The organism is Labrys sp. HAY1-8F, from assembly GCF_056754975.1.
In genome coordinates, this window is the sequence record NZ_JBPGWZ010000002.1 from 3,012,548 (window position 1) to 3,026,853 (window position 14,306).

Consider the following 14,306-nt stretch of genomic DNA (forward strand, 5'->3'; position numbering starts at 1 on the left):
CCTCCTGGAAAACATAGGCACTATACGACCGTTGGCAAGAGTTATTCCGCTGCGGAAGCGTCGATTGAAGGCGCTGCGCCGGTAAAAAATTTCAGGGCGCCCGGCCTCCCATCTGCTTCTCCTCATCGACTGCGACGGCCAGTTCCCAGGCGCCCAGATCGCGCGTGACGACGTCCTTCGTCTCGGCCGCGTCGAGCTGCTGCACGAGGCCCAGCAGGATGCGCGAGGACTGTGGTGGTTCGACCGGCCTGTCGGCGGAAAACCCGAAACCGAACCGCCCGCCATCGAGATCCTCGATATCGAGGGTAAGGACGAGTGCCGAGCCGGCATGCAGGATCGTGGAGGCATAGTCGACCACGAGTAAGCCGAGGGGGATCGCCCGATCCACCGGCAGCGTCGTCTCGGTGAGGCCACGTAAAGTCACATCTTGTCCGGAGTGGCACAGCAACCTGCCGATCACCAGCGTGACGTCGCGAAGGAAGGGCTCGATCGCAACCGGATGCATCTCGCCCTCGGACAGGGCTCCCCGGTAGGCGGCCGACAGCACGTGAACCCGGCATTCGGCTTCGCTCAGAGCCATGCGGGCATCGCCGGCATAGGCGTTCTTGGAAAGGCCAATATAGCTCTGCATCACCTGAAGATTGTTCTTCACCCGGTGATGCAACTCTCGGGTGAGGGCGTGATTGGCCGCAAGCGTCGTCTGCAGGCGATTCTCGCGGGCTTCCTGCTCCTCCACCATGTCGTTGAAGGCGACGACCACATTGCGAATGTCCGATGGCATCTGGGCGCTGAGCGGTACGCGCCCCCAGCCGGAATGCCGCCGGGCCCGGGACGCGGCCTCGATGCCCTTGAGCCATTGCACCAGATGCCGCTTCATCACCCGGGCAAAGACCACCAGCAGCAAGAGCAGGGCGGCGAGGGGCGCCAGCAGCAGGAAAAGGAATTGCGAACGCGCCGCCCGCAGATGAATGTCGCGGAAGCTGGCGACGATGTAGAGATCGGGTGCCGCCGCCGGCATGGCATAATAGACCCGCGTCTGGCCGGCTCCGCTGACGGCGACCCAGCGCTGACGGGTGACGGGAAAGGTGCCCTTGCCCGGCAGCCAGCCATTGTCGCCGGCTGGGCGCCCCCGAGCGAACACGATATCCTCATGCGCGGTGATCAGGGCAGCGACGAAATCGCGATCGCCCTCGCCGAGATTGAAGACACGATCGAGGGCCTGCGGGGCGATCACCAGCAGCGCCTGCCAGCCCGGCGCATCCGGCTTGCCTTCGCGCCTGGCATAGACGACGAGCCGGCGCTCGCCCGCGAGCACAATCGAATCGTAACGGCTGGTCACCGACGAAAGCACGGCGCGGGGCTGGATCACCGGCTTGGCGGCCTGCGCCGCCAGTTCGGCGGCGAGAGCGGCCTGGTCCAGGCCGGATATGTCGGAAAACAGGCAGGTCGGGCCGCCGTCACCCTGGATCAGCAGGGCCTGGTAGCCGTCGAGCTGCCCCACATTGGCCTTGCCGACCGCCTCGCAGGAGGCGCCCGTCGTAACCTCGGCGGCCGAGATCATCAGTCCCCGGAGCACGCCGACATACCAGATGCCCATGCGGACGACGAAATTGCCGACGGTCTGCGCCTGGGACGTCTCGATCGTCTTGACGTTGTCGCGATAGGTCACCACCGCTATGATGCTGGTGATGGCGCCGACCGGTATGGCGACCAACAGGAAGAAGGTCAGAAGCTTGGCCTGGACCGTATCGAAGGCCAAGACCTTATTAAAGGTATGGCGAAAGCGGGCCGTCACGAGGGAGGCTCGCGTCCACCGACCCGCAGGGCGGCCAGCATCTTGGCATCCGGCCCCGTATCGTCCGCATCATTGGTCGAGAGCATCTCGGTCAGCCGCGATCTCGCCCGGTTGACGCGGCTCTTGATGGTACCGAGGGCGACGCCGCAGATCTCCGCCGCCTCCTCATAGGAGATGCCCGAGGCACCCACCATGATCAGGGCCTCACGCTGCTCCTCGGGCAGCTTGGCGAGGGCCGCCGTGAAATCGGCGATCGCCAGATGCCCTTCCTGGTCGGCGTGAACGGCTAGACGTTCGGCATAGATCCCATCGCTGTCCTGCACCTCGCGCGAACGCTTGCGGTAGAGCGAGTAGTAGATGTTGCGCAGAATCGTGAACAACCAGGCCCGCATATTGGTGCCTGGCTCGAACTTGTCGGCATTGGCCCAGGCCTTCAGCAGCGTATCCTGCACCAGATCGTCCGCCAGGGTGATCGAGCCCGACAGAGACGCGGCAAAGGCACGCAAACTGGGAATATGTGCGACGAGCCCGTCCTTGAAGCTATCGCCGCTCATCGTCCTTGCCCTCCCCGGCCTTCTTCTCCTGCTCTTCGAGCTCGGCCAGGAGTGTCAAAAACCTGTCAGGCACGGGGGCCCGGACGATCGATTCGTAATGGGCCTGGAGGGAGCGAGCGACATAGTCGCGGATCTGTGGATCGAGCTTGCCGTCACCCGGGGGGCTCTGATTGGGCAGATCCTCGTCTGGCTTCTTATTCCTCGACATCACTACTCCCGTGAAACGGCACCGGCACCACCATCGCTCCCAAGCAGGTTCCTCACGGATCGCCATGGGTCCGATGGAGGGGAACCTGCAAGATACCAAACATTTGCAGAATTTCCCGGCGAGGCCCAACCACGGGCTTCGCCGGTAAATTCGACCTGAGCAGGCGAGAAGGCCTGTCTTGGGTGAAGAGATCATGCAATGCCAATCGGCGAAACGCATCCCCCTTCGGATACGTTCCATCCTGTCGAAGAAATAAATTCATTGTCAGGAACTATTCGTCTGTGGTGCTCTTCCGGGCCGCATGAGCGACCGATCAAAGCGTTTTGCGATGGGACGGAATCACCTAGAATCGCAAAGACGCGTCGAAACAAAGAGTTAGAGCAAACACAATGTCGATCGCAGCCGAGATCGCGCCGCAACTGCCTTATCTGAGGCGTTTTTCCCGGGCTCTGAGCGGCAGCCAGGCCAGCGGCGACGCCTATGTGGTCGAGACGCTGGAGGCCTTGGTTGCCGACCCAGCGTCCTTTCCGCGCGCCCTGCCGCCGCGCATCGCGCTCTATCAGGTGTTCCTGAGATTGTGGTCCTCCCTGTCTCTGAACATGGAGCCTGCCAAGCAGGTCGAGGGCATCTCGCCGGAACAGCGCCTTGAGCGCCTGGCACCGCGCTCGCGCCAGGCGTTCCTGCTGACCACGATGGAAGGCTTTGCCTCGGAAGAGGCCGCCACCATCATGCGCATCGACGAAAAGGAAGTCATCGCCCTGGTGACCGAGGCCACCGAGGACGTCGCTCGCCAGATTGCCACCGAGATCCTGATCATCGAAGACGAGCCGATCATTGCGCTCGATCTGCAATCGATCGTGGAGGAACTCGGACATCGTGTCGTCGGCATCGCACGCACCCATGCCCAGGCGCTCGCCCGGGTGAGGGAGCATCCGCCAGGCCTGATCCTCGCCGACATCCAGCTCGCCGACGGCAGTTCCGGCCTGAAGGCCGTGAACGAGATTTTGGCGAGCGTGGAACTGCCGGTGATCTTCATCACCGCCTATCCTGAAAGGCTGCTGACCGGCCAGCAGCCTGAACCGGCCTTCCTGATCACCAAACCCTTCCGGCCTGAAATCGTGAAGGCCACCATTAGCCAGGCGCTGTTCTTCGACAAGCGGGCCAGTCTGCGCCCAGCCTGAAGACCACGACAGCACTGATGCGTGCCGTCCAGGCGAATCTCGTCCTGAGAGCCCGATAAGCTCCGCCTCCACGGCAGGCACAGGAAACGGGTGGCTGGCACTCGCGCCATCGGCTTTTGTCCCGGCAGCCCTTTCTTGCCGAGGATTGTCATGAGGACGTTCCACCCCGACCGCCTGCCGCCGGCCTTCCGGCGCATCGGCTGGTCGAATCTTCTTGCCCAGCTCTCCGAACAGATCGCCCTCGCCGCCGCTCCCCTGGCGGCCGTGATCCTGTTTGCCGCCGGCCCCGCCGAGACGGGCTGGCTGCAGACCGCACAGACCCTGCCTTTTCTCCTGCTCTCCATCCCGGCCGGTCTGGTCGCCGATCGCGCTTCGCGGCGAGGACTGATGGTGGCATCGGAAGCGCTGCGGGCGCTCTCCCTCGCGCTCACCATCCTGCTGCTCGGCCTCGGCCAGATGAATCTGCTCTTGCTGGCCTTGCTCGGCTGCGCCGGTGCCATCGGCACCGTGTGCTACAGCGTGGCTGCGCCGGCTCTGATTCCTACGCTGGTGCCACGCGCCCAGCTTGCCGACGCCAATCGCTGGCTGGAATTGGCGCGCAGTGCCGCCTATGCCGGCGGCCCGGCCCTGGGCGGCGCCCTCGTCGGCTGGATCGGCGCACCGGTCGCCTATGTCCTCTCCACCATCCTCTCGATCTGGGCGGTGGTCCTACTTGCCGGCCTGCCGAAGGAAGACATGGCGGCTCATACCGGCCGCAGGCTCCTGCACGATTTGAAGGAGGGCGCCGTCTTCGTCACCAGCCACGACCTGCTCAGGCCCATCCTCCTCACCGCCGTCTTCTTCAACATCGGCTGGTTCTGCATCCAGGCCATCTATGTCGCCTATGCCGTGCAAGTCCTCGGGATGACGGCCTTTGAAGTCGGCATCACCCTCGGCATCTACGGCGCAGGCATGATTGCCGGTGCCAGCGCCGCACCGATGCTGGCGCGGCGCGTCTCGTTCGGCACCATGATCGTGCTCGGGCCGCTTGGCGGCTTCTGCGCCGCGCTCCTCATGCTGGGGACCGTATGGTTCCCCTCCCCGATCATAGCCGGATTCAGCTATTTCCTGTTCGGTGCCGGACCGATCCTGTGGACGATCACCACCACCACCCTCCGGCAGGCGGTTACACCCAACGCCATGCTCGGACGCGTCTCGGCGCTGGTCATGACCGCAACCTTCGGCGCGAGGCCAGTCGGAGCGGCGGCGGGCGCCTTCATCGCCTCTCACGCCGGCGCGGCGGCCTGCCTGGGTGCGGCGGCTATCGGCTTCCTGGTGCAGCTCCTGGTGATCCTGCTTTCCCGCGTGCCGAGACTGCGAGCCCTGCCCGACATGGCCTGAGCGGGCGGTTCAGCCTGCCCGATCCGCCAGACCGCGGACCTTGTTGACGAAGTCGTCGGGATTGAAGGGTTTGCTGACGAGAAGGCAGTCGAAATAGAGCCGGCGGCGCTCCGGCAAGCCAAAGCCGGAGACGAACATGATTTCCAGCGTGGGCCAGCGCTCCCTGGCCTTCAAGGCGAGGTCATAGCCACTCATCGGCCCGGGCATGCGAACATCGGTGATCAGCACCCGGGCATCCCCGTTCGAGGCCAGGATGTCGAGCGCCGCCTCGGCGCGCGCCGCCTGCAAAACCCTGAAGCCGGCATCTTCGAGCAGATCGGCCGTGATCAGCCTGACATCCTTGTCATCGTCGACCAGCACCACTGTTACCGGAGGGGAGCTAGCGATATCGTCACGTCCTGGTGCGGCACCGGGGCTGCCATGCGCCGGCTTGCGTGGGCCGGCATGGTGTTCCGGTGCGTTGTGCATTGCCGGTTCGGCGAAGGCTTGCTGTTTCACGACTCTTGTCCCCTCAGGCTCCGTCAGGACGTCCTGCGATGGGTTGGCATCGCAAAGGCGTGTTGAAACAACGGGTTGGAACAAGGCCGCGTCGTCGCTTCAATATGCTGCTCTGGGGAACGAACGCCCGAAGCTCGCCTTTGTTCCGGCTCAGCCTGCGGGCAGCATCGACCGGACCTTGGCCTCGAATTCACCGGTCTCGAAGGGCTTGACGATGACGTCCTGCCCTTCATCCATTTCGAGATCCTGGCGCTCGGCAGCCTCGTAACCGGTGAGGAAGAGCACCTTCAGGGCCGGCGTGGCCTGGCGTGCCAGCCGAGCCAGATCCCAGCCATTCATGCCCGGCAGCCCGATATCCGTAATCAGCAGATCGATGCTATCAGCACTCTTCAGAAGGGAAATGGCCGAATCGGCATCCTTGGCCTCAAGCGTGGCGAAGCCGAGATCGTTCAGGATATCGACGACGAGCAACTGAATGACTGCCTCGTCTTCGACGACGAGAATGGTTCTCTTGTCGTGGTCGGCCATGCTTCGGATCTCGAACTCAAATCGGGATTGCTGCCGGAAAACCGCTTCCGGAACGGAGAATCACTAGCTGCTGAAATGGGCGCTTCGGGCACTCACGGCACTATAGCCTATCCGACGGGAAAACAGGGCCGGTTCAATCGACCCGCTCGAACAGAACCAGGGAACGACTGGAGAGCGCATAGGCCTGACCGACGGCGATGTTCGTTTCAGGTAGATCCGGATCATCGGTGGCGATCAGGCGTTTCCACGCCGAACCGTCATAGCAGGGCGGCAAGGTGAAGTTCAGCGTCTCGTGATGGGCATTGAGCAGGACGAGCAGTGTGGCGTCCGCTCCACGCTTGCGGATGCCGCTGGCCTGGGCCCGGCCGTCCAGCAACAGGCCGAAGCAGGAGGGTTCATCGGCATCGTCCCAACGCGGCCTCGTCATTTCCTCGCCGCTGCGATGGATCCAGGTCGCCTCGCGCACGTCGATCGCCTCGTTGATGCGCTCGCCGATCAGAAAACGCGATCGCCGCAGGATCGGATATTTGCGCCGGAGAACCGTCAGCCTGCGGACGAAATCGGTGAGCGCCTTGCCCTCTTGCGCTGCCTGCCAATCAAGCCAGCTGATCTCGTTGTCCTGGCAATAGGCATTGTTGTTGCCCTGCTGGCTGCGCCCGAACTCGTCGCCGGCCACGATCATCGGCGTCCCCTGCGAGAGCAGCAGCAGCGCCAGGAAATTGCGCATCTGGCGTTCGCGCAGATCCTTGACGGCTATGTCGTCGCTTGGCCCTTCGGCGCCGCAATTCCAGGAGCGGTTGTTGGAGCTGCCGTCCCGATTGTCCTCGCCATTGGCTTCGTTATGGCGGTCATTATAGGAAACCAGGTCGCGCAGCGTGAAACCGTCATGGGCGGTGACGAAGTTGACGGAGGCCCAAGACTTGCGGCCACGATGGTCGAACTTGTCCGGTGAGCCGCACAGGCGGGGCGCCAGGGCTGCAGGCCGGGCCTCGCCCCGCCAGAAGTCACGCACGGTATCGCGATAGACGTCGTTCCACTCGGCCCAGCCGGGCGTGAAGCCGCCGACCTGATAGCCACCGAGCCCGACGTCCCAGGGCTCGGCGATCAGCTTGACGTTCTCCAGCACGGGATCCTGGCTGACCGCCTTGAGGAAGCCGCTGTCGGGATTGAAGCCGTCGACATCGCGGGCCAGCACGGTACCGAGGTCGAAGCGGAAGCCGTCGACATGCATCTCGTTCACCCAGTAGCGCAGGCTGTCCGTCACCATCTGGATCACGCGCGGATGGCTGACATTGAGGGTGTTTCCGGTGCCGGTGTCGTTGATGTAGTAGCGCGGCTCGTTGGGCATCAGCCGATAATAGGAGGCGTTGTCGATGCCCTTGAACGACAGGGTCGGGCCGAGTTCGTTGCCCTCCGCCGTGTGGTTGTAGACGACGTCGAGGATGACCTCGAGGCCTGCATCGTGGCAGCGCGCCACCATTTGCTTGAATTCGGCCAGCACGCCCGGGGGATCGGCGGCATAGCGCGGATCGGGTGCGAAGAAGCCGATGGAATTATAGCCCCAGTAGTTCCTGAGGCCGCGCTGGAGCAACTGGTCGTCGTCGACGAAGGTATGCACCGGCAGGAGTTCGACCGTGGTGACGCCAAGCGAGCGGATATGCTCGAGGGACTGGATCGAGGCGAGGCCCGCATAAGTGCCCTGCAGGGCCGGCGCGATCCCGGGATGGCGCTTGGTGAACCCCTTTACATGGGTCTCGTAGATGATGGTCTGGTCCCAGGGCACAAGCGAGCGATTGCCCGGCCAGTCGAAGCGCGCATCGACCACCATGCAGCGTGGCATGAAGGGGGCGCTGTCGCGCGTGTCGAAGCTGAGATCGCCCTCGCCGAGCGTATAGCCGAACAAGGCCGGATCCCATTTCAGCGCGCCGACATGGGCGCGTGCATAGGGATCGAGCAGGAGCTTGTTGGGATTGAAGCGGTGACCGGCCTTCGGCTCGTAAGGGCCGTGCACACGATAGCCATAGAGCGTGCCGGGGCTGACATCGGGCAGATACCCATGCCAGATCTCGTCGGTGAACTCAGGCAGTTCGATGCGTTCAAGTTCCTGCTCGCCGCTCGAGTCGAACAGGCAGACCTCGACCTTGCTGGCATGCGCCGAAAACAGCGCAAAATTGGTACCGGCCCCGTCCCAGATCGCGCCGCGCGGATGGGGATGTCCCTCACGCACCCTCGTGCCGAAGAACTGGGTCATACCGTCGTCTCCCGTTCGGTCGTCCTGCGAGCCACCCGCGCATCGAGCAGCGGGAGATGCAACGCATCACCGTCACACATTGCACTGCAACATGGGCAGATGCAAGCATTTGCACCCCATCGCGAAACGGCAGACAGGCAATGCTATTTGGATAAGACCTCTTTCGTTTAAGATATTTTTTCGCAACCGCATGTACATGAAAGTACGCAATGTCCTTACTTTAAAACCGAGTGATATTGCTCTGATATTATTGTCACATATATTCAATTTTAAATACCAGAATACCTAACTTTACGTTTTGACACGAGACTATGAGACCACCCCACTCCCCGGGCATCGTCGCAGATCCGGTTTCACATGAAACGCATAAGGTCCGGAAAGCGCCGCGGCCGTCGCGACGCTGGATTCGTGACGGCCCTGGCGCTCTTCGATCGGCTTCAGCGGAAAGCCCGCAGATCGAGTGCGGCAACGCCCGCGGCCAAACCAATGCCGGTCTGGGCCTGGGCCGAAAATGGCTGCAGGGTGATCGAACGTCCCGATCCACCGACGAGTGCATTGGCCCCGCCGCCGACCCCGAGCGTCGCCGATGCACCGACACCGCCATAATTGCCGGCAAGCGCACCACGCATGCGGCCCTGACCGGGCGCGAACACGCCCCAGACCAACACGCCACGCTGGGTGCGGCCGATGTCGAGGCCGAATTTTCGGATCGTGCCGTAATAACGTTCCGAATAGCCCCGATTGGATCTGAAGACGCAGCTCATTTCCTTGGAGGACGTCACGATCAACCCGAGCCCGCCGGCGACATTGCAGCGCAAGACGCCGAGCCGGACACTGGAGGCGGCGGAAGCCGTACCCCCACAGGCGAGTGCAATCGCCAAAGCTGTACCAGCCACGACAGTGGAACCACGCATGGAACATCCTTTCGTCGATGATTGCCGAAGCATTCACGGATGCTAACCATCCGTGTCATGGATGGTTCCGCGATGGTCCTGCGTGCGATCGCGGCATCACACATCCGGATCGACCGGAACTCTGATGCCGCCAACCACGTTGGACGTTACGCTGCAGATCGGGCTCGGGCATTCCAATGCCTCGATGCGGCAGCCTCGGACCACCAGCAGGGCCTTGCATGCAAGATCAGACAACACCTATTCCAGTGAACACACCCACCGCCCAGACGGACATCAAAGGCGAACTGGAGGAGGCACGCCTTCCTCTTGATCCCCGAACCATCATCCAGGCCTGCCTGCTGGTCCTGGCGAGCCTGGCGATCGCCTATGTCGCTGCCGACATCATCCTGCCGCTGGTGCTTGCTTTCGTGCTGAAACTGCTGTTTCAACCAGTCATGCGCCAGCTTGAGCGACTTCGCCTGCCGCGCAGCATCGCGGCCCTCCTGATGATCTTCGTCTTCTTCGGCCTGTTCGTAGGGCTGGGGGCCGCCGTCGCGGGGCCGGCCACCGAATGGGCAACCCGCCTACCGGAAGCCCTGCCGCGACTGCAGGAGCGCCTGTCCGTCCTCAGTCGACCGATCCAGACCTTCCAGAGCTTCATGCAGCAGATCGGCGCCGGTGGGGGCGCCAATGTCGACATTCTCGGTGCGGCCTTCCGGGGCACGCAGCATTTCGCCAGCGGTTTCTTCGAAACGATCCTGATCCTGTACTTCCTGCTGGTATCGGGGGACACCTTCCTGCGCAGGATGGTCGAAATCCTGCCCCGCTTCAGCGACAAGCGGCAGGTCGTCACGCTGTCGCAGCAGATCGAGGAAAACATCTCGATCTATCTGGCCACGATCACCGTGATGAACGGATTGGTGGGGCTGGCCACCGGCCTGACCATGTGGGCCACCGGGCTCGGCGATCCGATCCTGTGGGGAGTCGTCGCCTTCGCCCTCAATTTCGTGCCGATCATAGGGCCCTTCTTCGGGGTCGCCCTGTTCGCCTTTGCCGGCCTGCTGCAGTTCGACACGATGCTGGCGGCCTTCCTGCCAGCCGGGCTCTATCTGGTGATCCATCTGATCGAGGGCGAGATCGTCACGCCGATGCTGCTGGCCAGGCGCTTCACGCTTAACCCGGTGCTGATCATCCTCGCCTTGATCTTCTGGTTCTGGCTGTGGGGCGCGCCGGGCGCCATCCTGGCGGTTCCGATGCTCGCCATCCTCAAGATCATCTGCGACGGGGTCGGCCCCCTCAACAATATCGGCCGTTTCCTGGAAGCCTGAAGTTGTCTCGCGAAGCGAGGTTGAAGGAAGTGCGGTGACCATGGCTCACCGCTCACGGTGGCGCCGCCCCTCACCCTTACCCCAGTCCACTCCAAATGGAGTGGACGACACCCGCAACAGGCGGGGCGAGGGAGCGCAGTCGTCGCGAATGGTCCTGTTGTCTTTCATCTCTCCCCACGGTCAGGCGAGATCGCGCGTTTCCGGCATGAGGCGCTCGGTCGAAGTCCTCCTCGCCCCGCTTTTCGCGGGGAGAGGGTACGGGTGAGGGGCGACGCGACCTCGAAGGGGTGAGTCGCCACGACGACGGTGCAACCATCTTGCGGTCGGCGCGCTGCCCTTCCCCTTGCCGCCGCTCAGCCGGGCAGCATGTCCTTCAGCCTGAGGCGGGCGATCTCGCCGATCTGCTTGAGGGCCTCGGCGAATTCCTGGGCCCGGTCATGCTGCAGGCGCCGCTCGAAGGCGGCGATGATCTCGGCCTTCGAGCGGCCCTTGATCGCCATGATGAACAGGAAGCCGAACCGGGCCTTATAGGCGTCGTTGAGCTCGGTGAACCGCTTGAGTTCCTCCGGCGTGAGGCGGTCGAGGCCGGCAGAGGCCTGTTCGGCGGAGGATTCGGCGGTCAGCATCTTGGCCTGGGCGAGTTTTCCGGCCAGATCGGGATGCGCCATGATCAAGGCGAGCTTGGCCTCGTCGGAAGCTGCGTTCAGCACCTTCGTCATGGCCGCATGCAGGCCTTCGGCCGTGTCCTCGGCCGGCGTCAGCCCCTTGTCATAGACGCCCTCAGCCACCCAGGGCGAGTGCTCGAACACGCCGCCGAAACGCTCGACGAACAGAGCCCGGTTGATGCGCGTCGGCACATAGCCGCCTTCCGGCGGGTGCTGGCGGATCCAATGGCGTGCGATGTCGAGGCGGGTGGCGAACCAGACATCGGCATGGCCGCGGGCATAATCGAGGAAGCGGGCGAGCGCGGCGGCGCGGCCGGGCCGGCCGACCAGGCGGCAATGCAGGCCGATCGACATCATCGCCGGCTGCTCGCCGCCTTCGGCATAGAGCGTGTCGAAGCTGTCCTTGAGATAGGCGAAGAACTGATCGCCGCTGTTGAAGCCCTGGGGCGTGGCGAAGCGCATGTCATTGGCATCGAGCGTATAGGGCACGATCAGTTGGGGACCGCGGGGCCCCTCGACCCAATAGGGCAGTTCGTCGGCATAGGAATCGGCCGAGTAAAGGAAGCCACCTTCCTCCATGGTCAGTTCCAGCGTCCGGGCCGAGGTGCGGCCCTGATAGAAGCCGAGCGGCCTGGAGCCGGTGAGTTCGGCATGGATGCGGATGGCTTCCTCGATATGCGCGCGCTCGCCTTCCTTGGTGTAGTCGCGATAATCGATCCATTTCAGGCCATGGCTGGCGATTTCCCAGCCGGCCTCGGCCATGGCGGCCACGGCCCCGGGATTGCGCTGCATGGCGGTGGCGATACCGAAGACGGTGACAGGGATCCGGCGCTCGGTAAACATCCGGTGCAGGCGCCAGAAACCGACGCGCGAACCATATTCGTAGATGGATTCCATGTTCATGTGGCGCTGGCCCTGCCAGGGCTGGGCGCCGACGATCTCGGACAGGAAGGCTTCCGAGGCCGCATCGCCATGCAGGATGCAGTTCTCGCCGCCTTCCTCGTAATTCACCACGAATTGCAGGCAGACCCGCGCCTTGCCGGGCCAGGCCGCCTGCGGCGGCTTGCCGGCATAGCCGATGAGATCGCGATCATAGGGCGCTTGTGACGTCTCGCTCATCGCTCACGACCCCCGATAGGTGGAATAGCTGAAGGGCGAGCAGACCAGCGGCACGTGATAGTGTCCGTCCTTGTCGGCCAGCGTTACGCGCAGGGGCACGACATCGAGAAATTCGCCGGCACCGATGGCACTGAGACCACGAAAATAAGCGCCGATATGGAAAACCAGTTCATAGACGCCGGGCACAAAGGCATCGCCCACCATCAGGGGCTGATCGGTGCGGCCTTCCTGGTTCGTCGTCGTCGTGGTCACGGTGACGCGCCCGCCCGATGCATCCAGACGCTGGAGTTCGATGGTCACGCCCTGCGCGGGCTTGCCCCGGCTGACGTCGAGCACATGCGTGGAGAGCCTTCCCATATCGTCCTCACCCAATCCTGTCCCTGAGCGGCTTGGAGCACGCCCTTGCGATCCACCCGGATCGTGAAATGTTTTTGCTTCCGGAAATCTGGCACGGCCATTAAAGGCGCACCCCAGACGATAACGAATTTGCGGCCCGGCATTTCCAAATATTTTGTGAAGATGTTTCGGTAAAGAATACTCTTCTGCTGCAGGCCATCCTCAGGCTTGATGGAGCGTATCAGGCTTCATTCTCCTGCAAGGATGACAGGCCTGACGGCAGGGGACCCAGTCGGGCGAGTTCGGTCGCGAGATAGCGTCGGCCCCGCTCGACCAACAGGTCGGCAAAAGCCTTCACCTTGAGCGGTACGAGATTTCGCGTCGGATAGAGCACGGCCAGCGTGGCAGGCGGTGGCGGATTGGCGGTCAGAACGGGAACAAGACGACCTTGGGCAAGCGCATCGGCAATTTCGTAGACCGGCTTGAGCACGATGCCGCGCCCGTCGAGCGCCCAGGCGGTGAGCACATCGCCGTCATCGGCATCGAGCGAGCCCTTGATCGGAACGCTGATCTCATCGCCGTCCTGGCTGAGAGACCAGCGGAACTCGCGCGAACCGGGAAAGCGCAGCAGCAGGCATTGGTGGCGCGCCAGATCGGCTGGCGTCATCGGCATGCCGGTGCGTTCGATATAGGCGGGGGAGGCACACAGGACACGCTCGGCGTCGGCGATCTTGCGCATGATCATCGAGCTGTCCGCATAGGTGACGAATTGCAGCGCGAGGTCGCAGGATTCGGCGATGATGTCGAGGCGGCGCTCGGACAGGCGCAACTGCACGTCGATCTGCGGGTGGGCATCGCGATAGGCCGCTGCGGTCGGGCCGACAAGGCGCCGGCCGAGGCCGAGCGGCGCGGCGACCCGGATCGAACCGAGCGGCATGGCACCGAGCTCGCCAATATTGGCCTCGGCCATTTCGATGGTGTGCAGGGCGTCGATGACGTGGTCGTAGAAGATCCGGCCTTGTTCGGTCAGGCCCATATTGCGGGTGGTGCGATTGAACAGCCGGCAGCCGAGGTGGTTTTCCAGCGCCTGGATGCGCTGGCTGATCACATTGGCGGAAACGCGCATGCGACGGCCGGCTTCGGAGAAGCTGCCGGCTTCGACGGCACGGGCGAAGGAACGGAAATTTTCAAGCATGGCGGGCGGTTCCGTAAGGCAGATCGTCGGCTGTGGTTTCGACCAGCTTCGACGGGATGAAACGAAGGTGACTGGGAGCAATCGTCATCGGTTGACCGGCACACCCGGAGCGCCGGCCAAAACCTCGCTTCTGCTTGATCATGCTTCACCTCGTTCTGCTTGCGGCCAATATCTTTGGCCTGGATCGACTATCCACCTTCGAACCCATTCGACGATCTGAATGAGGGTCGAAGGTCATCAAACTGGCGAGATTCTTGCCTGTCAGCTCCACAGGGCGGCATTTGTTGCCGTGACTGTCGGGAACAATCATGCAGCCCGTAAGCCCGTAGTAAAGGACGGCTTTGCGGACTACGACGGAAATGGGAGGAAATAACC

15 protein-coding genes are annotated in these 14,306 nt (G+C 63.2%); 3 read left to right on the plus strand and 12 right to left on the minus strand.

The window, feature by feature from the left end:
- Nucleotides 1–91: 91 nt before the first annotated feature.
- The 3 genes from ACR9ZN_RS23020 to ACR9ZN_RS23030 are packed head-to-tail and all read right to left on the minus strand — an operon-like array spanning nt 92 to nt 2,557.
- Nucleotides 92–1,759 carry a histidine kinase dimerization/phosphoacceptor domain -containing protein gene (locus ACR9ZN_RS23020; RefSeq protein ID WP_481273262.1) on the minus strand — a complete coding sequence of 556 codons (1,668 nt, stop codon included), beginning with the start codon at nt 1,757–1,759 and terminating at the stop codon, nt 92–94.
- 32 nt (nt 1,760–1,791) lie between these two features.
- Complete coding sequence (locus ACR9ZN_RS23025; protein ID WP_441770871.1) at nt 1,792–2,349, minus strand: sigma-70 family RNA polymerase sigma factor; 558 nt, start codon at nt 2,347–2,349, stop codon at nt 1,792–1,794.
- Nucleotides 2,336–2,557 (minus strand): NepR family anti-sigma factor, encoded by a 222-nt coding sequence (locus ACR9ZN_RS23030; RefSeq protein ID WP_481273263.1) that lies wholly within the window; start codon nt 2,555–2,557, stop codon nt 2,336–2,338. Before ACR9ZN_RS23030 ends, ACR9ZN_RS23025 begins: the two co-directional genes overlap by 14 nt.
- A gap of 389 nt (nt 2,558–2,946) precedes the next feature.
- Between ACR9ZN_RS23030 and ACR9ZN_RS23035 the strand changes: the two genes are divergently transcribed.
- Nucleotides 2,947–3,738, plus strand: a complete 792-nt coding sequence (locus ACR9ZN_RS23035; RefSeq protein ID WP_441770869.1) for a response regulator — start codon at nt 2,947–2,949, stop codon at nt 3,736–3,738.
- 150 nt (nt 3,739–3,888) lie between these two features.
- Nucleotides 3,889–5,118, plus strand: a complete 1,230-nt coding sequence (locus ACR9ZN_RS23040; RefSeq protein ID WP_441770868.1) for an MFS transporter — start codon at nt 3,889–3,891, stop codon at nt 5,116–5,118.
- 9 nt (nt 5,119–5,127) lie between these two features.
- Here ACR9ZN_RS23040 and ACR9ZN_RS23045 read toward each other — a convergent pair whose 3' ends face one another.
- The 5 genes from ACR9ZN_RS23045 to ACR9ZN_RS23065 all read right to left on the minus strand — a co-directional run bounded on the left by ACR9ZN_RS23045 (nt 5,128) and on the right by ACR9ZN_RS23065 (nt 9,543).
- Nucleotides 5,128–5,616: a response regulator gene (locus ACR9ZN_RS23045; RefSeq protein WP_441770867.1), complete on the minus strand. Its 489-nt coding sequence runs from the start codon at nt 5,614–5,616 to the stop codon at nt 5,128–5,130.
- A gap of 150 nt (nt 5,617–5,766) precedes the next feature.
- Nucleotides 5,767–6,144, minus strand: coding sequence for a response regulator (locus ACR9ZN_RS23050; RefSeq protein WP_434958756.1), 378 nt, complete (start codon nt 6,142–6,144; stop codon nt 5,767–5,769).
- Nucleotides 6,145–6,277: 133 nt separating this feature from the next.
- Nucleotides 6,278–8,395: a glycogen debranching protein GlgX gene (gene glgX / locus ACR9ZN_RS23055; protein ID WP_481273264.1), complete on the minus strand. Its 2,118-nt coding sequence runs from the start codon at nt 8,393–8,395 to the stop codon at nt 6,278–6,280.
- A gap of 437 nt (nt 8,396–8,832) precedes the next feature.
- Nucleotides 8,833–9,309, minus strand: coding sequence for a DUF992 domain-containing protein (locus tag ACR9ZN_RS23060; protein ID WP_441770865.1), 477 nt, complete (start codon nt 9,307–9,309; stop codon nt 8,833–8,835).
- A 96-nt stretch (nt 9,310–9,405) separates the two neighbouring features.
- Nucleotides 9,406–9,543: a hypothetical protein gene (locus ACR9ZN_RS23065; protein ID WP_441770864.1), complete on the minus strand. Its 138-nt coding sequence runs from the start codon at nt 9,541–9,543 to the stop codon at nt 9,406–9,408.
- 11 nt (nt 9,544–9,554) lie between these two features.
- Here ACR9ZN_RS23065 and ACR9ZN_RS23070 point away from each other — a divergent pair, with 11 nt between their 5' ends.
- Nucleotides 9,555–10,616 carry an AI-2E family transporter gene (locus ACR9ZN_RS23070; RefSeq protein WP_434958760.1) on the plus strand — a complete coding sequence of 354 codons (1,062 nt, stop codon included), beginning with the start codon at nt 9,555–9,557 and terminating at the stop codon, nt 10,614–10,616.
- A 353-nt stretch (nt 10,617–10,969) separates the two neighbouring features.
- Here the strand turns inward: ACR9ZN_RS23070 and puuE are convergent, their stop codons facing one another.
- The 4 genes from puuE to ACR9ZN_RS23090 all read right to left on the minus strand — a co-directional run bounded on the left by puuE (nt 10,970) and on the right by ACR9ZN_RS23090 (nt 14,073).
- On the minus strand, nt 10,970–12,400 hold the full coding sequence (puuE, locus tag ACR9ZN_RS23075; RefSeq protein WP_481273265.1) for an allantoinase PuuE: 1,431 nt from the start codon (nt 12,398–12,400) through the stop codon (nt 10,970–10,972).
- A gap of 3 nt (nt 12,401–12,403) precedes the next feature.
- The gene (uraH, locus tag ACR9ZN_RS23080; protein ID WP_481273266.1) at nt 12,404–12,757 is read right to left on the minus strand and encodes a hydroxyisourate hydrolase; all 354 of its coding nucleotides are present in this window, start codon (nt 12,755–12,757) and stop codon (nt 12,404–12,406) included.
- Between the two features lie 220 nt (nt 12,758–12,977).
- Nucleotides 12,978–13,931: a LysR family transcriptional regulator gene (locus ACR9ZN_RS23085; protein WP_454811385.1), complete on the minus strand. Its 954-nt coding sequence runs from the start codon at nt 13,929–13,931 to the stop codon at nt 12,978–12,980.
- Nucleotides 13,924–14,073: a hypothetical protein gene (locus ACR9ZN_RS23090; RefSeq protein WP_454811387.1), complete on the minus strand. Its 150-nt coding sequence runs from the start codon at nt 14,071–14,073 to the stop codon at nt 13,924–13,926. The genes ACR9ZN_RS23085 and ACR9ZN_RS23090 overlap by 8 nt, the downstream gene beginning before the upstream one ends.
- Nucleotides 14,074–14,306 lie beyond the last annotated feature (233 nt).

What these genes read in the sequence shown, in the direction of transcription:
- ACR9ZN_RS23085 (WP_454811385.1), bottom strand. Translation starts at nt 13,931, where the DNA reads ATGCTTGAAAATTTCCGTTCCTTCGCCCGTGCCGTCGAAGCCGGCAGC.
- ACR9ZN_RS23025 (WP_441770871.1), bottom strand. Translation starts at nt 2,349, where the DNA reads ATGAGCGGCGATAGCTTCAAGGACGGGCTCGTCGCACATATTCCCAGT.
- ACR9ZN_RS23050 (WP_434958756.1), bottom strand. Translation starts at nt 6,144, where the DNA reads ATGGCCGACCACGACAAGAGAACCATTCTCGTCGTCGAAGACGAGGCA.
- ACR9ZN_RS23035 (WP_441770869.1), top strand. Translation starts at nt 2,947, where the DNA reads ATGTCGATCGCAGCCGAGATCGCGCCGCAACTGCCTTATCTGAGGCGT.
- ACR9ZN_RS23040 (WP_441770868.1), top strand. Translation starts at nt 3,889, where the DNA reads ATGAGGACGTTCCACCCCGACCGCCTGCCGCCGGCCTTCCGGCGCATC.
- ACR9ZN_RS23060 (WP_441770865.1), bottom strand. Translation starts at nt 9,309, where the DNA reads ATGCGTGGTTCCACTGTCGTGGCTGGTACAGCTTTGGCGATTGCACTC.
- glgX (WP_481273264.1), bottom strand. Translation starts at nt 8,395, where the DNA reads ATGACCCAGTTCTTCGGCACGAGGGTGCGTGAGGGACATCCCCATCCG.
- uraH (WP_481273266.1), bottom strand. Translation starts at nt 12,757, where the DNA reads ATGGGAAGGCTCTCCACGCATGTGCTCGACGTCAGCCGGGGCAAGCCC.
- puuE (WP_481273265.1), bottom strand. Translation starts at nt 12,400, where the DNA reads ATGAGCGAGACGTCACAAGCGCCCTATGATCGCGATCTCATCGGCTAT.
- ACR9ZN_RS23030 (WP_481273263.1), bottom strand. Translation starts at nt 2,557, where the DNA reads ATGTCGAGGAATAAGAAGCCAGACGAGGATCTGCCCAATCAGAGCCCC.
- ACR9ZN_RS23090 (WP_454811387.1), bottom strand. Translation starts at nt 14,073, where the DNA reads ATGATCAAGCAGAAGCGAGGTTTTGGCCGGCGCTCCGGGTGTGCCGGT.